The 20,860-nt window shown below is 73.9% G+C and carries 13 protein-coding genes and 2 pseudogenes; 10 read left to right on the top strand and 5 right to left on the bottom strand.

Translation table 11 applies throughout. The features are described from left to right. Positions 1-68 precede the first annotated feature (68 nt). Positions 69-1,208, bottom strand: a complete 1,140-nt coding sequence (locus tag ACMA1D_RS31055) for an amidase domain-containing protein (RefSeq protein WP_414727317.1) — start codon at positions 1,206-1,208, stop codon at positions 69-71. A gap of 1,170 nt (positions 1,209-2,378) precedes the next feature. On the opposite strand from ACMA1D_RS31055, the gene ACMA1D_RS31050 reads away from it, so the two are divergent. The 3 genes from ACMA1D_RS31050 (at position 2,379) to ACMA1D_RS31040 (ending at position 6,780) form a co-directional block, all read left to right on the top strand. Then, positions 2,379-3,983, top strand: coding sequence for an alpha/beta hydrolase (locus ACMA1D_RS31050; RefSeq protein ID WP_414727316.1), 1,605 nt, complete (start codon positions 2,379-2,381; stop codon positions 3,981-3,983). Then, the gene (locus ACMA1D_RS31045; RefSeq protein WP_414727315.1) at positions 3,980-5,290 is read left to right on the top strand and encodes a serine hydrolase domain-containing protein; all 1,311 of its coding nucleotides are present in this window, start codon (positions 3,980-3,982) and stop codon (positions 5,288-5,290) included. Before ACMA1D_RS31050 ends, ACMA1D_RS31045 begins: the two co-directional genes overlap by 4 nt. Positions 5,291-5,805: 515 nt before the next feature. Continuing rightward, positions 5,806-6,780 carry a universal stress protein gene (locus ACMA1D_RS31040; RefSeq protein WP_414727314.1) on the top strand — a complete coding sequence of 325 codons (975 nt, stop codon included), beginning with the start codon at positions 5,806-5,808 and terminating at the stop codon, positions 6,778-6,780. Here the strand turns inward: ACMA1D_RS31040 and ACMA1D_RS31035 are convergent. Beyond that, positions 6,710-6,923, bottom strand: a pseudogene (locus ACMA1D_RS31035) (3-oxoacyl-[acyl-carrier-protein] synthase III C-terminal domain-containing protein); the annotation flags it as partial. The gene ACMA1D_RS31040 and the pseudogene ACMA1D_RS31035 sit on opposite strands and share 71 nt — an antisense overlap. Before the next feature lie 266 nt (positions 6,924-7,189). Between ACMA1D_RS31035 and ACMA1D_RS31030 the strand changes: the two are divergent. After that, entirely contained in the window at positions 7,190-9,283 is a 2,094-nt protein-coding gene (locus ACMA1D_RS31030; protein WP_414727313.1) for a SpoIIE family protein phosphatase, read from the top strand. A gap of 144 nt (positions 9,284-9,427) precedes the next feature. Here the strand turns inward: ACMA1D_RS31030 and ACMA1D_RS31025 are convergent, their stop codons facing one another. Continuing rightward, on the bottom strand, positions 9,428-10,288 hold the full coding sequence (locus ACMA1D_RS31025; RefSeq protein ID WP_414727312.1) for an alpha/beta fold hydrolase: 861 nt from the start codon (positions 10,286-10,288) through the stop codon (positions 9,428-9,430). 301 nt (positions 10,289-10,589) lie between these two features. Between ACMA1D_RS31025 and ACMA1D_RS31020 the strand changes: the two genes are divergently transcribed. Both ACMA1D_RS31020 and ACMA1D_RS31015 read left to right on the top strand, forming a co-directional pair. Further along, a complete protein-coding gene (locus ACMA1D_RS31020) occupies positions 10,590-11,180 on the top strand; it encodes a GNAT family N-acetyltransferase (RefSeq protein WP_414727311.1) in 591 nt (196 codons plus the stop codon). A 1,106-nt stretch (positions 11,181-12,286) separates the two neighbouring features. Beyond that, positions 12,287-14,317 carry an ATP-binding protein gene (locus ACMA1D_RS31015; RefSeq protein WP_414727310.1) on the top strand — a complete coding sequence of 677 codons (2,031 nt, stop codon included), beginning with the start codon at positions 12,287-12,289 and terminating at the stop codon, positions 14,315-14,317. A gap of 193 nt (positions 14,318-14,510) precedes the next feature. Here the strand turns inward: ACMA1D_RS31015 and ACMA1D_RS31010 are convergent, their stop codons facing one another. Next, a complete protein-coding gene (locus ACMA1D_RS31010) occupies positions 14,511-15,695 on the bottom strand; it encodes an alcohol dehydrogenase catalytic domain-containing protein (protein WP_414727309.1) in 1,185 nt (394 codons plus the stop codon). A gap of 233 nt (positions 15,696-15,928) precedes the next feature. On the opposite strand from ACMA1D_RS31010, the gene ACMA1D_RS31005 reads away from it, so the two are divergent. The 4 genes from ACMA1D_RS31005 (at position 15,929) to ACMA1D_RS30990 (ending at position 18,275) form a co-directional block, all read left to right on the top strand. Next, on the top strand, positions 15,929-16,156 hold the full coding sequence (locus ACMA1D_RS31005) for a hypothetical protein (RefSeq protein WP_414727308.1): 228 nt from the start codon (positions 15,929-15,931) through the stop codon (positions 16,154-16,156). Positions 16,157-16,244: 88 nt separating this feature from the next. Continuing rightward, on the top strand, positions 16,245-16,445 hold the full coding sequence (locus tag ACMA1D_RS31000; RefSeq protein WP_414727307.1) for a hypothetical protein: 201 nt from the start codon (positions 16,245-16,247) through the stop codon (positions 16,443-16,445). A gap of 127 nt (positions 16,446-16,572) precedes the next feature. After that, positions 16,573-17,658, top strand: a complete 1,086-nt coding sequence (locus ACMA1D_RS30995; RefSeq protein ID WP_414727306.1) for an NAD-dependent epimerase/dehydratase family protein — start codon at positions 16,573-16,575, stop codon at positions 17,656-17,658. A 197-nt stretch (positions 17,659-17,855) separates the two neighbouring features. After that, the gene (locus tag ACMA1D_RS30990) at positions 17,856-18,275 is read left to right on the top strand and encodes a CBS domain-containing protein (protein ID WP_414727305.1); all 420 of its coding nucleotides are present in this window, start codon (positions 17,856-17,858) and stop codon (positions 18,273-18,275) included. Between the two features lie 164 nt (positions 18,276-18,439). Here ACMA1D_RS30990 and ACMA1D_RS30985 read toward each other — a convergent pair. Beyond that, positions 18,440-20,441, bottom strand: a pseudogene (locus tag ACMA1D_RS30985) (DNA gyrase/topoisomerase IV subunit B). Positions 20,442-20,860: the final 419 nt, after the last annotated feature.

The raw sequence follows: 20,860 nt of genomic DNA, 5'->3' as shown, positions 1-20,860 counted from the left end.
CGGGGCGGATCGTGCGCGCCGGGCGGGCGGGGCCCACCGCGGCGCGCTGCCGGCCGCGTCCGTCAGGTTCAGATGCGGTAGGCGTAGTACAGGGAGTTCGGGTACGACGCGATGATGCTCGCCACCGACTTCCGGTAGGTGTTCACCGAGTGGTAGGTGAGGTACGGGACGCCGCTCGCGCTCCGGTAGGTGACCATCATCGAGTGGTCCTTGGAACCGTCCCGGTCGAAGTCCATCTGCATGACGTCACCGACGCCCATGTGGTAGACGTTCGACAGGTTGGTGGCCCGCTTGTGGTGCAGCGTGAACCAGGACCACTCGTTGACCCCGACCCAGGAGAGCGACTGGTACGAGGAGTCGTACCACCAGTTGCGGTAGTCGTCGTAGCTGCCCGGCTGGTGCTTCCAACCGCCGGCCTTCAGGGCCTGGCTGACGAAGTTGGTGCAGTCGCCGCCCGCGTCGTTGAACTTCCGGTACGCGGGGTTGTAGTCCTTCCAGTACTTCTCGGTGTACGCGGCCATCGCCTTGTAGTCGTAGCCGGCGGTGCCCGGCGGCTTGTTCTGCGGCGTGGCGGGCTTGGTGATGGCCGCGCGGGTGGCGCTGGGCAGCGCGTCCGCGGTGGTCACCGCCGGCGCGACGGGCGCGTTGATGGCGACCGGCCCGTCGTCGGTCGAGCGCAGCCCGGTCAGCTCCCACTTGCCGCCCGAGGTGCGGGTGAGGCTGAGTTCGTGGTGGGCCTGGAAGCCGGTCGTGGCCGGCTCGTCGCCGCGGATCTTCTTGTAGCGCAGCAGGGTGGTCTCGGTGACCTGCACCGTGGCCCGGTTGCCCTGGATGCGGGTGCTGTTCACGGTGGCCTTGGTGTCGCCGGAGGAGTACTCCTCGCCGAGGGCGGCCAGCCGCGCCTTGCGCTTGCCGAGCGAGGAGGCGGTGCCGTCCTCCGTCCGCGCCTGCTTGGCCGACAGGCGCACCGCGCCGTTGTCCACCGCCGCGGCCCGCCGCGCGGGCCGGCCGTCCACGATCGCGGCCGTGCGCTCGGAGAGCACGGCGTCGGCGATCCGGGCGAAGGACCGGGTGGTTGTGGCATCCGCGGTGCGGGGCTGCGCGCCAGCGCGGTCGGCGGCGTTGGCCGCCGAGACCGGTAGCAGGACAGCCGAGACCGCCACCGTCAGTGCCGCCCCCACAGCGGATCTGAAGGTCGTAGGTATCACGTCGTTCCCCTTGTCACCCCGGCCCGGGCGGGCCGGGAACGGAATCTTCGCACGAACTTCCGCTTTCTGGAGGGGATGTGAAAAAATTATGGATCAACAGCCAAATGAACAATGCTGCGGCTTTCGCCCTACGCGGCATAACCGCTGGTCATCGGCGTGCTACGAGGGCCGACGCCCGGCCCGCGGCACGCCCTCCCGCGCCCGGCTCAACGGTGGTGCGAACGCCTTCACATCTTCCGCTAGCCCCGCCTCACCGCCCTGCGACCGCCCCGGGTCCGGGCACCTACGCCCTCCGCCGAGGGCCGCGGCCGAGCCTCGGCCGAGCGCATCCGGTCCGGCGCCCCCCACCTCGACCCCATCCGCCATCTGGCAGGCGCGGCGGGGCATACGGGACGGGTACCCGGCCGACCGTCGCGCCGGACGGGCGATTTGCCGGGAATTACCGATACAACCGATCAGTCCGGTCGATGACGGCCGGTCACCACGCGGCCCGTCAGCGGGCGAGCCGCGCCGCTCGACGAGAACGAGAAGGGGAAGCCATGTCCTCCAAACGCCGCCGCAAGAAGAAGGCCCGCCGCAAGAACCGGGCCAACCACGGCCGTCGGCCCCAGTCCTGACCACGGTGCGGCCCGGCCCCCGGTCACCCGGCTGGGGCCGGGCCACACCCACGCCACCGCCCAGGGACAGCCGCCCCGCGACACCCCCACACCCTGCCGTCTGCCACACCCACACCCACCGCTCAAGACAACCACTCCCCACCAGCAGCGAAATCCGCCAACTAGCCCTCTCCACAAGCAACTTCATCACCGTCCACAGTCCGCGCACCCCCACGACCGCCACCCCGCACCGATCGGCCCCAGCCCTGCCCAGCCCACCCCGGCCGCCCTCGCCGCACCACTCGGCGCCCGACGGTTCAGCCCCGGCCGGGGTCGGGTAGGCATCCCTGCCGATCAGCGCCTCCGTCCGCCGCGCGCAACGCCACCCACCCACCCGCGCCGCTAGCAGAGCGCGCACCCCGTTCGCATCCCGCCAGCAACCGGGCTGAGCAGGGGGATTACCCCCGGTGGCAGTGGCCAGGTGGCCCGATGGATCGAAGATCACTGCGCTCCTACCGTCGTTCGGGTCGTAACCACCTGATCGAAATCGATCCCACCGCTTCAAAGGAGCACGATGCGCATCGCATCGACGGTCGCGGCCGGACTCGGCCTGACCGGATTACTCGCGGGAGCCGTACCGGCCCTCGCCCAACCCGCACCACCGGCCCCGGCGCCCAGCGCCAGCGCCACCCTCGCCCAGCACGCCGCGCCCCCGACCGACGCCACCCACCGGCACCAGCGCCTGGCCTGGGGGCCCTGTGCGAGCGACCAACCCGAACTGCGCGCGGCGGGCGCCGAGTGCACCCGGGTGCGGGTACCACTGGACTACGCCGAGCCGACCGGCCGGACGATCCAGATCGCCGTCTCCCGGGTCAGGGCGAAGGACCAGCGCGAGCGGCGCGGCATCCTGCTGTCCAACCCCGGCGGCCCCGGCGGCACCGGACTGGCGTACACCCTGGCGCTGCGGGAGTCCCTGGGCGCGGTGGCCGACCGTTACGACCTGATCGGCTTCGACCCGCGCTTCCTCGGCGAGAGCAGCCCGATCCGCTGCGCCCCGCCTGCCCCGGCCGCCGAGCCGGGCCCGACCAGCAGCCCGCGCGCGGACTTCGCCGAGTCGGTGCGGGCCGCGCAGGACACCGCGCGGCGCTGCGGGGAGCACGGCGACAACGTGGAGTTGCTGCCGCACGCCTCCACCCGCAACGTGGCCAGGGACATGGACACCATCCGGTCCGTGCTCGGCGAGCGGAAGACCTCCTACTACGGCGTCTCCTACGGCGCCGACCTCGGGGCCGTCTACAGCCAGCTCTTCCCCGGCCGGGTCGACCGGATCGTCATCGACTCCTCGACCGACCCGGCGGCCAGCCAGTACGAGTTGTTCCAGCGGGCCGGCAGGCCGTTGGAGGAATCACTGGACGAGTGGGCCGGCTGGGCGGCCGGGCACGACGCGGAATACCGGCTCGGCAGCACGCCGGCCGCGGTGCGCGCCGCCGTGCAGCGGGTGCTCGACCACGCCGAGCGGCGTCCGCTGGTCATCGACGGCGTACGGCTGAACGCTCCGCTGGTGCGGCTGGTGCTGCGGCAGTTCATCCAGCACCAGGAGCACGACCCGGTGCTGGCCAGCGTGGTCCGGGACCTGGTGGCCGCGGACGCCGGCACGCTGACCAAGCCGGGCCCCGAGCTCGCGGGCCTGCTCGAACTGCTGGGCTCCCCCGACCTGGCCGACAGCATGGTGGGCGGGGCGCTGTTCATGTGCGGCGACGGCGGCTGGCCCGCCGGTGGCTGGCCCACGGAGCCGGCCACGTACTGGCGCAACATGCAGCGCAGCCGGGCGACGCAGCCCGTCTTCGGGCCGTTCGCCAACAACATCATCGCGCCCTGCGCGTTCTGGCGCACCAAGCCGCGCGAGGCCGGCACGCCGATCGGCAACGACGTGCCCGTACTGATGCTCCAGGCCCGCCGCGACAACAACGTGCCGTACGAGGGCGTGCTCGCGCTGCACCGCAAGCTCACCGGTTCCCGGCTGGTGACCGCCGAGATCCGCGCGCACGGCGTGTTCGGTCGGGGCGCCGACGGGCTGACGCCGGTGACGTGCGCGGACCAGGCCGTCCGGGCCTATCTGGACGGCGGTGCGCTGCCCGAGCACGACCTGACCTGCGCACCGGCCGGGAGCGAGCGATGAGCGGGGCGGGCGCGGGGCGCGCGCAGCAGCGGCCTGCCCGGGAGGGGCGGCCGGTGTTCAGCCGGCGGGCCGGGGTGACGGCCGCCGCGGCGACGTTGTTCGCGGGCGCCGCCGCCACGGGATCCGCGCGGGCCGCCGGGCACGGCGGGCAGGACCATGGCCGCGGCGAGCACGGCGGTGGTCGCGACGGCGCGGACGCCCCGCGCCGGGACGCGGGGCTCCAGCGGTCCGTGGACGCGATTCGGGCGGCCGGCGCAACCGGTGTGCTGGCCGAGGTGCAGGACGCCGACGGTCGCGCGGCGGCCAGGGCCGGCGTCGCCGACCTCGCCACGGGGCAACCGGTGCCGTGGGACGCCCACTACCGGATCGGCAGCGACACCAAGACGTGGACCGCCACGGTGGCCCTGCAACTGGTCGGCGAGGGCCGGCTCACCCTGACCCACCCGATCGAACGCTGGCTGCCCGGCCTGGTCCGCGGCAACGGCAACGACGGGCGGCGCATCACCCTCACCAACCTGTTGCGGCACACCAGCGGTCTCAACGACTTCCTGGCGGTCGGTGGCGGCGAGGCGCCGACACCCGACGGCTACCGCAAGGACCGGTTCACCCATCAGGGCCCGCGCCAGCAGTTGGCCGCGGCGCTCAGCCAGCCGCCCGCCTGGCTGCCGAGCCCGCACGACCCGGCCGGTGAGCGCCACTGGGCGTACTCCAACACCAACTACACGCTGGCCGGCCTGCTCATCGAGGAGGTCACCGGCCACTCCTGGGCGCAGGAGGTGCACGAGCGCATCATCGAACCGCTCGGCCTGCGCCGCACGTACACCCCCGGCACGTCGCCGTACGTGCCCCAGCCGACGGCCACCGCCTACACCACCTTCCCCGGACAGAGCGGTCCGACGGACACCACGCTGACCTACGGCGGGTACGCGGACGGCTCGCTGATCAGCACGCCGCAGGAGCTCGGCACCTTCTTGCGCGCACTGCTCGGCGGCCGGTTGCTGCGTCCGGCCGAACTCGCCGCGATGCGGGAGACGGTGCCCGTGACGGACTGGATTCCGGCGACGGGCGTCCGCTACGGGCTCGGCATCGCCTGGCGGCCGGTGCGCGGCGTGCCGGGCGGCGTCTGGTTCCACGGCGGCACCCATCTGGGCACCGTGTCCGAGAGCGGCGTACGCGCCGACGGCTCCCGCGCCGCGACCGCCGCGGTCTTCACCCTTGACCTGGCGGGCGATGCGGGTGCCGCCCAGGCTGCGGCGGCGTTGCGGCTGGTGGAGGGGGCGCTGGCCGCGCCGGGCGCGACTGGCTGAGCCGCTCCTTCACACCGGGCGGCCGACGCCGGGTTGGGTTGGCTGGCACTGGGGTGGCTGGCACCGGGGTGGCTGGCCAGCCCGCGCGGCGGGGCCATGGAACAGGCCCCGCCGCGTGGGGGCCGTGGAGGCGGCGCCTTGAAGCGGGGGACGTGGAGAGGGTGAGCCGTGGGAGTCCGTCGGGCCCGCTGAGCCAGCGGGCCGCAGGAGCTCCGGGCCGCCGGGGTTGGCCGCCGCTGCCGCCAACAGCTCGGGGCGGGTCAAGCCAGGCCGGTCGGCCCGGGTACGCGGCTGCCGCCGCCCGCGCTGGGGAAGCGTGCCGGCCCGCCGCGCGCCTGGGTGCGGGCGGCCTGGTGGCCGTGTTCCCATGCCGGTGAGAGCAGTCGCCGGCGGCCGGTTCCGGAACCGGCCGCCGGCGGCGGCGGGCAGCAGGCAACTCCTGGGGCGGCCGGGCCCGGCACGGTCGCCGTGCTCCGTGCTCCGCGGCCCGGTCGGCCCCGGGCGGAAAGGGCGTCATGAGTCCACCTCCTCCACCCCCTCCACCGCCCTCGTCACCGTCGACCCCACCGTCTCCCGCGTCCCTGCGCGACCACGTGGTGGTCGGCACCGACGGTTCGCCGGCCGCGATGTGGGCCCTGGACCGTGCGGTGGTCGAGGCCCGCCGTCGGCGCGTACCGCTGGAGATCGTGCACGGCTGGTCCTGGGGCGGGGCGTACGAGCCGATGGACGACGCATCGGACGTCCTCGCGGCGGCGGAGCGCCGGGTGGTGACCCGAGATCCCGCCCTCCCCGTGGTGACGACCTCGGTGTCCGCGGACGCGGCGAGCGCGCTGGTCGACAGGTCGGCGGACGCCTGCCTGACGGTGCTCGGCTCCCGCGGCCACGGCGGGTTCGCCGGTCTGCTGTTGGGTTCGGTGACGTTGCGGGTCGCGGCACACTGCCGCCGGCCGCTGCTCGTGGTACGCGGCGCGGACGAGCGGACCGGACCGCCCATCGAGCGGCCCGTGGTGCTCGGTCTCAAAACCCCCGCTACCTCTGTGGCCCGTTCGGCTCCGGAGCCCGCCGCCGCCTCCACCGACTCCGCTGCTGGCTCAACTCGGGATTCCACCGCCGACTCGGCCGCCGTCGGCTTCGCCTTCGCCGAGGCCGCCCGCCAGCGGGCCGCGCTGCTGGTCGTCCACGCGCACCAGGGCCCCGACCGCCACCGGCCGACGGGGCCCGGCGCGGGTCCGGTGGGCGATCCGACGGCGCCGGACGCGCTGTCCGCGTGGCGGGCCCGGTACCCGCAGGTTGTGGTGGAGACCCGGGCCGTACCCGGTGCCCCGGCACAGACCCTGATCGAGGCGGCGTCCGCGGCGGAGGTCGTCGTCATCGCCGTCCACCGCCGCACCACGGGCCTGGGCCTCCAACTCGGCCCGGTCACCCACGCCCTGCTGCACCACTCCCCCGCCCCTGTCGCCCTCGTCCCCTGCCCTGCACCACCCGGGTGAGGCCACGGAATCGGCGGTCGCCACCGAAGGCGAGCAGCAGGATCGGCGCGCCGGAGGGGAGCGCGCCGCGCCCGGTCAGCTTGGACAGGGCCAGGGGGGGCGGGGGCGGCGGAGGTGTTGCCCGACTCGACGGCGTCGTACGCCCGGCTTCCGCGCCGCCCAGCGGGCACACCACGTTTCCCAGTCCCGGCCCGGCGTGCACGCGGCACGCGCGGCGCCCACGCCGGCCCTCGTAGAAGATCACGGCACCCACGCCGGCTCCCACAGGAGGTCCGGCCGCGGAAGGCCGGCCCCACCGCCTCCCTCGGCGCGGCCCGCGACACGCACCGAACCGGCGGTACGGCGGGGCACAGGGGCAATGCAGCTCAATGCCACGCAGCAGGGCACGATCATGACGCATGATATGGATATGTCGTCTTTGTGGCGTAATACGGAGAAGCTCACCTCCAGCGGCCTGCCGCTGGAGGTCTTCGACACGGCGCCCGTCGGCGTGGGGGTCTACCGTGGCGAAGCGCTGGTGCTGGCCTACACGAACCACGCCTACCACCAGATCTTCGGCCACCGGCCGCTGGGCGTGCCCATCCGGGAACTCTTCGCCGACCTGCGCGAACAGGCCGACCTCGACCTGCTGGAAGAGGCGTTCCGCACCGGCCGCCCGTCCCAGGCGACGGCCATTCCGTTCACCGTGGGCGACTCCCCCGGCGCACCGCACGCAGCCGGCGACGGCCTCCAGCGCTATCTGTCCTTCAGCGCCACCAGGATCGAACTCGCGGACCACGAGCCGGGGCTGCTGCTGGTCGTGGTGGAGGAGACCGAACGGGTCACCGCGGCCGAGCGCACCCGGGTGCTCTCCGAGGAGCGGCGCCGGGTGTTGCGCCGTTACGAGAGCCTGACCACGGCCCTGACCCAGCAGGTGTGGGTCAGCGATGCGCGCGGCCTGGTGGTGGAGACCAGCGCGGCCTGGGAGCGGGCGACCGGCCAGCCGCGGGCGGCCATCCGCGGCCGGGGCTGGCTGGAGACGGCGCACCCCGACGACCGGGACGGGCTCACCCGCGCGTGGTTCCGGGCCGTCGAGGAGGCGCCCGACCTGTTCCAGTACGCGTACCGGCTGCGCCATGCGGACGGCAGCTACCGGCACTGCGAGTTGCACGCGGTCCCGGTGCGCGAGGACGGGCGGGTGCTGGAGTGGGTCGGCGCCTGCACCGACATCGAGGAACGCTGGCTCGCGGAGCGGCGCTCCGAACTGATCAGGCGCGCGGCCCGGGCCGCCACCGAGTCGCCCACCGCATCGGAGGCGTTCGCCGTGTTGAGCACGGTGCTGGTGCCCGCGCTGGCCGACGAGTGCGCCATCTACGTGCTCGGCGAGTTCTCCGGCCCCGAGTGTGCGACGGACCTGGCGCCGTTGCCCATGGAGCGCATCGCGGCCACCGTACGGCCGGGGCTGCGACCCGGGCCGCCGCCGCGCGCTCAAGAGTTGATCGGGGCCCGGCACACCATGGCCCGGGTGGTGCGCGAACGGCAGCCGTCGCACGCCTCGTTCCCGCCCGGGGCCGTGCCGGCGGACTTCGCCGCGCCGGGCGCCGTGGCCTGGTTGCGCCAGATGGGGGCGCACAGCGGTGCGGTGTTACCGGTGCTGGTGGACGGCGAGGTGGTGGCGGTGGTCGCGGCGTTCGTCTGCGGCGACCGCGACCCCATCTCACAGGCCGACCGGGATCTGATGCGGGAGTTGTTCGAGCGGGCGCACACCCCGCTCAGCCGGGCGCTGCAACTCCAGCGCACCCAACAGGTCGCCCGCGCCCTCCAACACAGCCTGCTCACCCCGCCGCCCGAGGTCCCCGACCTCACCATCGCCGCGCGCTATCTGGCCAGCCCCGCGGCAGCCGAGGTCGGGGGCGACTGGTACGACGCATTCGTCCTGCTCGACGGCGCCACGGTGCTCATCATCGGCGACGTCGCCGGGCACGACCTGGACGCCGCCGTCACGATGAGCCGCACCCGCAACATGCTGCGGGCGCTGGCCGTGGACCGGGAGGAGCCGCCCGGCGACATCCTGCGCCGCCTGGACGTGAACACCCTGGTCCTCAGCCCGCAGGAGTCCACCACCACTTGTGTGCTGGCCCGGGTGGAGGGTCCACCGGGCGGGCCGTGGCAGTTGAACTACTCGGTGGCCGGCCACCCGCCGCCGCTGCTGGTCACCTGGGAGGGCGACGCGACCTTCCTGGACGACGCACAGGACATCCTGCTCGGCGGGCTCAGCCCCGAGGAGCCGCGCAACAGCAGCGTGCGCCCGCTGCCGCGCGGCTGCACGCTGCTGCTGTACACCGACGGCCTGGTGGAACGGCCCGACGAGGACCTGGGCCAGGGGCTCGACCGGCTGCGCCGCCACGCCGCCGCGCTGGCCAGGGAACCGCTGGACGTCTTCTGCGACGACCTGCTGGCCCACCCGGCCCAGACCGGCCGCGACGACATCGCCATGCTGGCCCTCCGCCTACCCGCGCCCTGAACGCCCCGGGGCCGGGCCCGGGGCGAAACCCCTGCTCAGGTCCCGGCCCCGACCCCCGTCAACGGCAACCCGGCTGCACCGCGCGACGGTACGGGCGCCCCGCCGGCACCGGCAGAGCCCGCCCCGGGCCGCCGCCGCGCCCGCCTATCCCGCCACCGCGGCCCGTACGAAGCACCGCAGGTGGGTACGGACCGTCGCGGGCTGCTCCCGCCAGGGCTCGTGCCCGGCGTCCGCGATGCGGATCAGCGGGCGGTCGAGCCGCAGTGCGAGCGCTTCGAGGGCCGCCAGGGGCCGCGGGTCCTCGACGCCGCCGAGGAGTTCGGTGCGCTCGGGCAACCGGGCACGCAGCTCGGTCAGATGCGCGTCGAGCGGGTCCGCCCGGCCCGCCGCGCCGAGTTCGGCGTTCATGGCCCAGTTGACGGGCCGCCGCGACCTGGCGCCCTGGGCCGCCCAGCGCCAGCCACGTTCGAGGTCGGCGTGGTCGGTGCACCAGGCCAGCGTGAGCAACTCGATCTCCTGTTCCTCCGTACGCCGCGCCAGCCGCTTCAGCGCCCCGAGCCGGTCGCGCTGCGCCGTCGTCATCCGCCCGTCGCGCGCCGCCCGGTAGCCGGCGCGCCACCCGCCGACGAACGGCCCGCACATCAGCAGCAGCGCCGCCACCCGATCGGGGTGCGCGAGGCAGAACCTGCTGGCCAGGTCGGCGCCGTAGGAGTGCCCGACCAACACCGCCCGGGGCGCCCGCCATGCGTCGAGGAGTTCGGCGAGATCGGCGACGTGCCTGGCCAGCCCATGGCGGCCGGACCAGGCGGATCGGCCCGTACCGCGCTGGTCGTACCGGTGGACGGGGGTGAGGTCGGCGACCATGGCGGCGACCTCGCCCAGGTAGTCCGGCAGCCCGGGGCCGCCGTGCAGCAGGACCACCGGCGGCTGCCGCCCGGGCTCCCCCTGCGCCGTCCACCACAGCCGTGCCCCGTCGGTCATCGTCACGCGGCCCTGCCCGTCCATCGATCGCCCCCTACGAGATCCGGCATGGTCAACTCGGGGACGCCGGCGGCCACCCGTACGTGGTGCCGGCGGGAGGCCGACCACGGTGCGGTGCCCGTCCCCGGTCACGACACACCCCGACTGGTATGTTGATCACTTGTCCGAGCCGGCGTGTACCCGACAACTTATGTGTGGTGGTCCGCCCCCGCGCCGATCAGGGAGGTTGATGCATATGGCCCGGTCCGTGACGTCGTCAGCATGCCCTTTTCCGGGTCGCCGCGGCTGATGAGCGGCCCGGTCGTTCCACGACCAGGAGTGTCACATGTCTGCTAGTTCCACCGGCTCCGTCCCTTCCGCCGCCACCTCCGCCGACGTGCCCGTACCGGCCGCCGAGCCGATCGCCACGGACCTCGTCACCGAACGCCTCCTGCTGCGGCAGTGGTCCGTGGCCGAGGTCGCCGCGGTCGTGGAGTCCGTACGGCGCGCACACTGGGCGGCGGACTTCCCCGCCGAGGGCGACCGCGTCATCGCCGGCTACCTCACCACCCATCCGGACGGCCTGGGCCGCTACGGCCAGCGCCAGATTATCGAGCGCGAAACCGGCCAGGTGGTGGGCGCCATCGGCCTCTTCTGGCCGCCGACCGACGGGCACGTCGAGTTCGGGTACGGGGTCGTCGCATCGCGTCGCGGACGGGGTTACGCCTCCGAAGCGGCCCGGGCCATCGTGGCGTTCGCCCTGACGGCCCCCGAGGTCCACGCGGTCCACGCCGACGTGGAACTGGCCAACCCCGCGTCGGTCCGGGTGTTGGAGAAGGCCGGGCTGCAACGCCTGCACCAGGACGAGACGACGGCCCGCTTCGGCACCACGGCCGCTGGGCCCGCGGGACCTACGGGACCCACCGAGCAGCAGTAACCACTGCGCGGTAGCCACCGAGCGGTGACCGGCGAGCCGTGAACCACCCGAGCCGTGACCACGGCACCCTGGCCGGCGCGCGGTGACCACCGGGCCCGGCGGCCGTCCCCACTCGGACGCCGCCGGGCCGCTCCGCACCGCCGCTCGCCCTCGGCCAGCCCCCGACGCGCACCCCCAACCTCCCATCGAGACAACCCCGTTGGCCTGCCGTCCGCCGCCACGCCTCCCGGAACACGCCAGCCCGGCCCCACCCCCTCCCCACCAGCGCACACACCACCCCGCAAGGAGCGCACCGCATACGCGCCCCGCCCGCGCACTCCTACGCGCCGGGGCGCCCCGCCCGTGCACCCCGCTGCCGTTCCGCCACACCCGAGGCCGCGGCCGGCGGAAGCGACCGCCGGATCGCCCGCCCGGCCCCTTGGTGCCACCCACGGCGCGCGCGGCCCTCGCCCCCACCTCCCGTTGCTCCCCGGCGCACCCCCGCCCCGAGCCCGCACCATGACGCCGCGTCAGGCATGGGCACGGGAATGTCCCGCACCCGACGACACGCCGACGGTTCCGCTTCTCCGCCCGCACCGCCCCGTACCAGCGCCCGGCCGCGCCGCTGCCCCACTCGAAAGCGACGAGCCAATAGGGTAGTTGCCGCTTCATACACCCGACTTGAGGGCGACAAGGCCCCACTCTCACCATGATGACCAGGGCATATGCCATCGCCCAAGGCGCAAGCAGGACGCGCCATGTGGGGCGACGGCCGGGCACCCGGGCCAGCGGCTGACACCCGTAGTTCCCCGCGTCCACGCCCGGAACGAGATCCGTCTCGCGTTCCGGTTGTGAGCCGCGGCGAGCCGCTGCCGACAGCGGAGAGGTCGGCCGGGAGGTGTCTGGGAAGCAGGGGTCGCATTCGTCCTGGTGTCCGGTAGGCCACTCGACCAGGCCGGTTGCTGTGCGGCAAACGGGTCGTTCTTTGCCCCCACCGGGGGAAGACTAGATGGCCCCGGGCCAAGGGGCACGCCGCCCCGCGCGCACGCCACCGGGCGTCTCCCGCGCTCCAGCAGGCCCGTCCGCGTGGTTGCCGTCCCGGGCGCGCCGTGGGACAGAATGTGCCCGTGGTGGGGCATATTCCCGAAGAGACGACCAGCTTCGTAGGACGCGAGGCTGAACTGGCCAGGTTGGCGGGCGCGCTCGGCGTCGACCGGCTGGTCACGCTGACCGGTACCGGCGGCGTGGGCAAGACACGGCTTGCGCTGCGCGCTGCTGCCCGCGCGGCGCCGCGCTACCCCGACGGGGTGTGGTGGGCCGACCTGTCGCCGCTGGACGGTGACCGGCTACTGCTCGCTACGGTCTCCGACGCGGTGGACCTGTTGGACCACACCCCGGGCATACCGGTGGAGGACCTGTGCGAGTGGCTCGCCGACAAGCGTCTCCTGCTGGTGCTCGACTCCTGTGAGCACCTGGTCGAGTCCTGCCGGCACCTGGTGGGCGATCTGTTGATGACCGCGCCCGGGTTGACCCTGCTCGCCACCAGCAGGCAGCCGCTCGAACTGCCCGGGGAGCGGGTCTTCGAGGTGCTGCCGCTGCCCGCCGAAGGCCCGGACGCGCTGGCCCTGTTCACGCAGCGGCTGAAGGCGGCGCTACCGGGCCCCGCGGCCGGCAGGGTCGAGGGGCAGTCGGCGGCGGCCCGCGCGCTGTGCCGGCGCCTTGAGGGCATCCCGCTCGCCCTGGAGTTGGCCGCGGCCCAGGCCGGGCGCCAGTCGCTTGAGGGTGTCTGCGCGCGGCTCGGCTCCCGACTCGACGTGCTCGAACATCCCGATCGGGTGTGGCCGCAGCGGCACCAGACGATGCGTACCGCCCTGGGTTGGAGCCATGCACTGTGCACTGCGGACGAGCGGCTGCTGTGGGCGCGGCTCGCCGTCTTCCGCGGCGCCTTCGACCTGGCCGAGGCGCAGACGGTCTGCGCGGACGGCCAACTGCCCGTGGCCGCCGTGCGCACCGCGCTCGGCGGGCTGCTCGTCAAGTCCGTGGTGAGCCGGGACGGCGACGGCTACCGGCTGCTGGACACCGTGCGCGAGTACGGGCACGGCTGGCTCGGCGCGGCGGGCGAGTCGACGATGCTGGCCGACCGGCACGCCGAGTACTTCATCGGCCTGGCGCGCAGCGCCGACGCGGGCTGGCTCAGCACCGACCAGGTCAGGTGGTACGGCCGGATCTCCGACGCGCTCTTGGACCTGTGCGCCGCCCTGGAGCACCTGCTGGCCACCGCCCCCGTACGGGCGTTGGAGCTGGCCGGTCTCGTGGGCTACTTCTGGAGTTGCTGCGGCCATCTGCGTGAGGCGCGCGACTATCTGGAACGCGCCCTGGAGTCGTGCCCGGCGCCGAGCCCCGAGCGCACCCGCGGGCTGTGGGCACTGGGAGTCACCCTCACCCTCCAGGGCGAGTACCTGACGGCGAAGGAACTCAGCGACCAGTGCGCCTACGCGGCCCAGGCCAGCGAGGACGACGAGGCACAACTCGCCGCGGCCTACCTCGCCGGCCTCAACTCGCTGCTGCGCGGGGAACCGCTGCTGGCCAGGCTGCTCACCCGGCACGCGCTGACCAGCATCCCGGGCCAACCCTTCGACTCCGCCTCCCGGCTCCGCTGCCACCTCGCGCACGTGTACGCGCTCACCGCGCTCGGTCAGCTCGGTGAGGCCCGTACCGAGGCGTTGCGGCTACGGCGCGGCTGCGCGGAGATCGGCGAGTACTGGACACGAGCCTACGTGGAGCACCAACTCGCCCTGATAGCCCTGCTGTCGGACCGCCCGCGGGAGGCGGCGGAGCACGCCCGGGCCATGTTGTCGGGCAAGCAGCAGATGGGCGACAGCTTCGGCATCGCGCTGGGCCTCGACCTACTGGCGGCCTCCACCGCGGCCCAGGGCGACGGGGTGCGCGCCGCCCAGCTCTACGGGCTCGGCCGGGCCTACTGGCGCACCGTCGGCGACGCGGAGCGCGGCACGCCGGAAGTGCGGGCGGTGAGCGAGGAGTTCGAGCGCGCGGCGCGGGCCGCGGCCGGTGACGTGCAGTACGAGGAGGCGTTCCGGCGCGGAGCCAGTGCGGACGTACAGACCGCGCTGGCGGCCACGCTCGCGCCGGAGGGCTGAGCGAAGGGGGTGCGTGGGGGCCGCGCCGTGGCCCGCGTCCGCCACGCGCCCCGCCGTCGGCGCCGTGACGACGCCCGTCTTGGGGCTCCGCGGAGGCGGGGGTGGTGCACGCCAGCCTCCGGGTGGCGTCACGGCGGCGGCCCCGCGGGGCGGCCCGGGGCCAGGTCGGGGGCCGGGCCCGGGTCCAGGTCGCTCAGATGGTCAGCAACGTCTTGACCATGCCGTCCTCCTTGGCCTGGAACGTGCGGTAGGCGTCCGGGGCCTGTTCCAGGGGCAGCCGGTGGGTGGCGAAGGCGTCCACGCCCAGCACGTCGCGCTCGTCGAGCAGGGGCAGGATGTCGTCGACCCAGTGCCTGACGTTGGCCTGGCCCATGCGCAACTGGATCTGCTTGTCGAAGAGGGTCAGCATCGGCACCGGGTCCACCGCGCCGCCGTAGACGCCGCTGACGGATATGGTGCCGCCGCGCCGCACCACGTCGACGGCCAGGTTGAACGCCGACATGCTGTCCATCCCGGCACGGCCCATGACCTTCTGGCCCAGGCCCCCGGGCAACATGCCCACCAGGCGCTGTGCGGTCTTGACGCCGGTGGGGCCGTGGGCCTCCATGCCGACCGCCTCGATCACCGCGTCGGTGCCGCGCCCGTCGGTGTGGCGCCGCACCTCCTCCCCCAACTCCTTGCCGTAGACGGCGAGGTCGAGCACGTGCACGCCCCGCGCCCGTGCCCTGGCCAGTCGCTCAGGCACCAGGTCCACCCCGAAGACCTGGCCCGCCCCCTGGTGCAGTGCGATGCGGGCGGCCATGTCGCCGATCGGTCCGAGCCCCAGCACGGTGACGCTCCCGCCCAGGGGGACGTCCGCGTACGCCACCGCCTGCCAGGCCGTGGGCAGCACGTCGGACAAGTACACGAACCGGTCGTCCGGCGGGCCGTGCGGCACCTTGACGGGAAGGGTGTTGCCGAACGGAACCCGCATCAACTCCGCCTGCCCTCCCGGGACTTGGCCGTAGAGCTTGGTGTAGCCGAACAGGGAGGCCCCCATTCCGCGTTCGCGTACCTGAGTGGTCTCGCACTGTGACTGCAACCCTTGGTCGCACATCCAGCACGTCCCGCACGAGACGTTGAAGGGGATCACCACCCGGTCCCCCGGCGCCACGGCGGTGACCTCGCTGCCCACCTCCTCCACGATGCCCATCGGCTCGTGGCCGAGGACGTCCCCCTCCTCCAGGTAGGGGCCGAGCACCTCGTAGAGATGGAGGTCCGAACCGCAGATCCCGCTTGAGGTGACGCGTACGAGGATGTCGGTCGGCTCGGTGATGCGCGGGTCGGGCACGGTGTCCACCCGGACATCGCGTTGGCCGTGCCAGGTCAGGGCCCTCATGGCTCACTCCTTAGCGGGTGCCGGTGCGTACCGGGGCGGGCGAAACCGCTCCGATGACGCCGGGTCCCCGCCCAGCCCACCGACAAACCTGCGCGCTGGCGGCCCGGCGGCGGCCGGGGCGGGGGCATCCGGCCGAGGCCCCACACTCGGGCCACGCCCGGGTCCCGGTGGGCGCACCACGAGCGGCCTGGGCTGGAATGCGTCAGGGCGCGGTCCCTGGGTACCCGGCCGACATGCGTGAAGAAGAACCGCGGCCCCCCGCGGCGACCGAGGAGGCGGAACGCTCGCGAACGGAGGAGGCGGAGGGGACGGACGAGGCGCCGTTGACGCCCGACCTGCCGCCCACCGTCGACGTGCCCGAGGCGGACACCGACGCGCAGGGGAGGCCCCCACCGGCCACGGACACGCCCGTGGGCCGACGGCCGACGGGCGACCCCGACGTGGACGAACCACCGGATTAGGCAGTGGCCTGCCGCGCCGGCCCGACCGCGGTGCCCTCCAGGCGCCAGAGGGGCCGACGCGGCAGGCGCACGAGAGGAGGGAGCGCACGTGGAGGACCGCAGGGACGGCGAAACGGCCGCGGAGACAGTGGAGCGCGCCGTCGAGGACGCCGAGCGGGACGTGACCGACGAGAACCCGGACGAACGGGACAGCGAAGCCGGCGACACCCTCACCCCCAGCCCACACGCCCAGCGCCAGGCCGCTGACCCCGGTGGCACCGGGGCCGGGGACACCGACGGCGCCGAGTGATACGGCCGGGCAAGGGCGCGGAGGGCGCGGTCCCCCGCGGGCCGACGCGCGGCGGCTCCCCGCCGGGGGCGGCGGGGCCGGTCGCGTCGTCCGCGGGCCGGGCCCGACATCCGAAGGGACCACTTTCATGACTCCCCCAGTCTCACCCGAGGGCCACCCGCTCACCGTGGTGGTGGTCGGCGCCACCGGGAACATCGGCACCGGCGTGGTACGGGCCCTGGCCGCCGACCCGCGGGTCGGCTCGATCCGCGGCCTGGCCCGCCGTCGCCCCGACTGGGCCCCGCCCAAGACCCAGTGGCGGCAGGTCGACGTGGGTGACGCGGCGACGGACCTCGCGGAGCACTTCGCGGGCGCGGACGCGGTGATCCACCTGGCCTGGCTGTTCCAACCGACGCACGACCCACTCACCACCTGGCGCACCAACGTCGCGGGCAGCGAACGGGTCTTCCGGGCCGCAGCAGCCGCCCGGGTGCCCACGCTCGTCTACTCCTCGTCGGTCGGCGCCTACTCGCCCGGTCCCAAGGACCGGCCCGTGGACGAGGCGTGGCCCACGCACGGCTGGCCGGAGGCGGCGTACCCGCGCGAGAAGGCGTACGTGGAACGCGTACTGGACACCGTCGAGCACGCGCACCCGCAAATGCGGGTGGTGCGGATGCGGCCGGGGTTCGTGTTCCAACGGTCGGCCTCCCCCGAGCAGCGCCGGCTGTTCGCCGGACCGTTCGTCCCCGGCACCCTGTTGCGTCCCGGTCTGGTGCCCGTCGTGCCGGACCTGCCGGGGCTGCGCTTCCAGGTGGTGCACACCGATGACGCCGCGGCGGCCTTCGTGCAGGCCGTCCTGCGGCCGGTGCGCGGGGCCTTCAACCTCGCCACCGCGCCGGTGGTCGACGCGGCGCTGCTCGGCAGGCTGCTCAGGGCCAGGGTGGTACGGGTTCCGGCGACCGCGGCGACGGCCGCCGTGTCCGCACTGTGGCGTCTGCACCTCGTGCCGGCGACGCCGGGCCTGCTCCGTACGGTGCTGCGGCTGCCGGTCATGGACACGGCCCGGGCCGCTGCGGAACTCGATTGGGTGCCCCGGTACGGCTCCGCGCAGACGCTTGCGGAGTTCCTGCGCGGGCTGCGCGAGCCGCTCGGCGCACCGACCCCGCCCCTGGCCGGCAGCCTCCCCGGCGGCAGGCTGCGGGAGGTGGCGACCGGAGTGGGCAGCCGACCGTAGCCGGGCGGGCGCGCCCACCGCCTCCATCCGGCGTCTGCCCGCTGCCGCGGGTGGGCGCCGGCTGAGCCGTGCCCGCCTGCCGTACGGGACCGTCCCTGCCCGTGCAGGCATCGGTCGTTTGGCTCGGTGGCCCTCGGGCACCCGGCCGGTGTTCCCGAATCCGACACGCTCGACAGAGCGAGATGGTGGTGACCGACGTGAGGACCGCGCGCGACATCATGACCCCCGACGCGACGTGCATCCAGACGAGCGAGACCGTGCAGCGCGGCGCGGAGAAACTCACCGCCCTCGGGGTGGGCGCCCTCCCCATCTGCGGTACGGACAACAAGCTCAAGGGCGTGCTCACCGACCGCGACATCGTGGTCAAGGTACTCGGCGCCGGCAAGGACCCACGCCACACCCCCGCGGGCGACTTGGCCCAGGGCGAAGCGGTGACGATCGGCGCCGACGACGGTGTCGATGAGGTGCTGGCCACGATGAAGCAGCACAAGGTGCGTCGCCTGCCGGTCATCGACGGCCACGACCTGGTGGGCATGGTGGCACTGGCCGACGCCGCGAAGGCGCTGCCCGACGCGCAGGCGGGCGAGTTGATCGAAGCGCTCTCCAGCGACCGGTAGCCCTCGCCGGGCCGCGGACACCGGGCCCGCTGCCCGGGCGGCCGAGGAGGGCGCGGCCTGCCCGGCGTGGCGCCCCGCCTTCCTCAGTGTCACGGCCGCCCGATCCCTGACCCCGGCAGGGGCCGGCCCGTGCCGCGGGTGGCGACGTGGAAGGCCACGCTGGTTCAGGTGTCGATCCGGGAGCGGTCCAAGGTGGTGGCGGAGCGGGTGATGAATTCCTTGCGCGGTGCCACCTCGTTGCCCATGAGCAGTTCGAAGACCGACTCTGCCGCGTCCAGGTCGCCGATGGTGATCCGGCGCAGGGTGCGGTGGCGGGGGGTCCATGGTGGTCTCGGCGAGTTGGTCGGCGTCCATCTCACCGAGGCCCTTGTAGCGCTGGACGGACTCCGCGTACCTGATGCCGTTGCGCCGGAACTCCCGCAGGGTCGTGCGCAGTTCGTCATCGGAGTACGTGTACACGTACGCGTCCTGGCTCGGCTGTGGCCGGATGAGTTGGACGCGGTGCAGCGGCGGCACAGCGGCGAAGACCCGGCCCGCTTCGACCAACGGGCGCAAGTAGCGCTGGAAGAGCGTCAGCAGCAGGCAGCGGATGTGCGCGCCGTCCACATCAGCGTCCACGAGCAGGATGACCTTCCCGTACCGAGCGGCGGCAGCGTCGCAGGTCCGGCCCGAGCCCGCCCCCAGGACCTGGATGATCGCCCGGCACTCGACGTTCTTCAGCATGTCGGCGACCGAGGACCGTTGGACGTTGAGGATCTTGCCCCGGACCGGCAGCAGCGCTTGGAATGCGGAGTCGCGAGCGAGTTTGGCGGTGCCGAGCGCGGAGTCACCCTCGACGATGAAGAGTTCGCTGCGCGCCGCGTCGTCTTCGCGGCAGTCGGCCAACTTGGCGGGCAGCGCGGAGGATTCGAGCGCGGTCTTGCGTCGCTGCGCCTCCTTGTGCTGGCGGGCGGCGATCCGGGTCCTGGCGGCTGCGGCGACCTTCTCCAGTACGGCACGGGCCTGCCGCCGGTCGGCGCGTTCGGTGGCGGCCAGGAAGCGACCGAGCCCTTCGGCGACCACGGCGGCGACGATCCGGGTGGCCGCCGGGGTGCCGAGTGCCTCCTTCGTCTGACCGTCGAACTGCGGCTCGGCCAGCCGGACGGCGACCACCGCCGTCATGCCCTCCAGAACATCCTCCCTGGCCACGTCGCCATCGGCGGTGCGCAGCAGCCTCGTCGTGCGCAGGGCCTCGTTCACCGTCCTGGTGAGCGCACGTTCGAAGCCGGCGAGGTGGGTGCCGCCCTTGGGGGTGGCGATGACGTTGACGAAGGACATGACGTCGGTCTCGTACCCCGTGCCCCAGCGCAGGGCGACGTCCACGCCGAGTTCGCGGGTGACCGCGGTGGGCGTCGACCGGCCCCGTTCGTCGAGCACCGGGACGGTCTCCTTGAAGGTCCCCGTGCCGGTCAGGCGCAGCACGTCACAGACGGCCTCGCCCCGGGCGAGGTACGCGCAGAACGAGCCGAGCCCCCCGTCAGAGCGGAACGTCTCCTCGGTCGGGCCGGCGGTCCGGGCACCGCGTTCGTCGCGGACGACGATGGTCAGCCCGGGTACGAGGAAGGCGGTCTGGCGGGCCCGCCGGGCGAGCACGTCCGCCGCGATGTCGGCGCCCTCGCCGAAGACCTGCCGATCCGCCCAGAACCGCGTGCGGTTACCCGTGCCCCGCGCGTCACGCCCCCTCGCCTTCCGCTTGCGCAGCCCTCCGCCCGGGGTGAAGTCGGCGTCAGCGCCTGGCCCTGAGTAGTGGCCGGGCGTCCCGCGGCGGAAGCTCATGGCATGGGTGTGGCCGGCCCTGTCCACTTCGACGTCCAGGCGGGCGGAGAGGGCGTTCACGACGGAGGCGCCGACGCCGTGCAGCCCGCCGGAAGCCGCGTACGAGCCGCCGCCGAACTTGCCGCCGGCGTGCAGGTTGGTCATGACGACCTCGACGCCCGACAGACCGGTCCTGGGCTCGATGTCCACGGGGATGCCGCGGCCGTTGTCCCGGACCTCCACGGAGGAGTCCTGGTGGAGGACGACCTCGATGTGGTCACAGTGCCCGCCCAGCGCCTCGTCGACGGAGTTGTCGAAGATCTCCCACAGGCAGTGCATGAGGCCGTGGCCGTCGGTGGACCCGATGTACATGCCGGGGCGCTTGCGGACGGCCTCAAGCCCTTCGAGGACAAGCAGGTGGCGGGCGCTGTAGTGGGAACCGTCGGTTGCCTGGTGACGGGGCTGGGACGGAAGCCCGGACGCGGGCTGGGCGCCAGGCCCCGACTGGGACCTGGGTGGGAACTCGGACCGGAGCTGGGGCCGGGGCGGGGACCCGGCGGAAGGCGGAGTGCGCACGCGTGTGCTCCCAGGAACAGGGTGGGGTGGGGTGAGGTTCGGGGAGGTGGGGCCACGGCCGCGGGCCGGGCCGACCAAGCCGGATTGGACCGAGCAGCGTTGGGTGCGGTTGCACCGAGCAGGGTTGGATCAGGTGATCGGGTGGGGTTAGACCGGGTGGGCCGAGCCGGCAGAGTTTCCGGCTGTCGCCGACTCAGATGTCGAGGAAGCGGACG

It is taken from the genome of Streptomyces sp. 796.1 (assembly GCF_047525675.1).
Classification (GTDB): Bacteria; Actinomycetota; Actinomycetes; order Streptomycetales; family Streptomycetaceae; genus Streptomyces.
This window is presented reverse-complemented; position numbering and strand designations above follow the sequence as displayed.

Excerpts from the sequence above, each read along its gene's own strand:
- ACMA1D_RS30995 (WP_414727306.1), top strand. The coding sequence starts at position 16,573 with ATGACTCCCCCAGTCTCACCCGAGGGCCACCCGCTCACCGTGGTGGTG.
- ACMA1D_RS31040 (WP_414727314.1), top strand. The coding sequence starts at position 5,806 with ATGAGTCCACCTCCTCCACCCCCTCCACCGCCCTCGTCACCGTCGACC.
- ACMA1D_RS31025 (WP_414727312.1), bottom strand. The coding sequence starts at position 10,288 with ATGGACGGGCAGGGCCGCGTGACGATGACCGACGGGGCACGGCTGTGG.
- ACMA1D_RS31045 (WP_414727315.1), top strand. The coding sequence starts at position 3,980 with ATGAGCGGGGCGGGCGCGGGGCGCGCGCAGCAGCGGCCTGCCCGGGAG.
- ACMA1D_RS31030 (WP_414727313.1), top strand. The coding sequence starts at position 7,190 with ATGTCGTCTTTGTGGCGTAATACGGAGAAGCTCACCTCCAGCGGCCTG.
- ACMA1D_RS31005 (WP_414727308.1), top strand. The coding sequence starts at position 15,929 with ATGCGTGAAGAAGAACCGCGGCCCCCCGCGGCGACCGAGGAGGCGGAA.
- ACMA1D_RS31010 (WP_414727309.1), bottom strand. The coding sequence starts at position 15,695 with ATGAGGGCCCTGACCTGGCACGGCCAACGCGATGTCCGGGTGGACACC.
- ACMA1D_RS31020 (WP_414727311.1), top strand. The coding sequence starts at position 10,590 with ATGTCTGCTAGTTCCACCGGCTCCGTCCCTTCCGCCGCCACCTCCGCC.
- ACMA1D_RS31050 (WP_414727316.1), top strand. The coding sequence starts at position 2,379 with ATGCGCATCGCATCGACGGTCGCGGCCGGACTCGGCCTGACCGGATTA.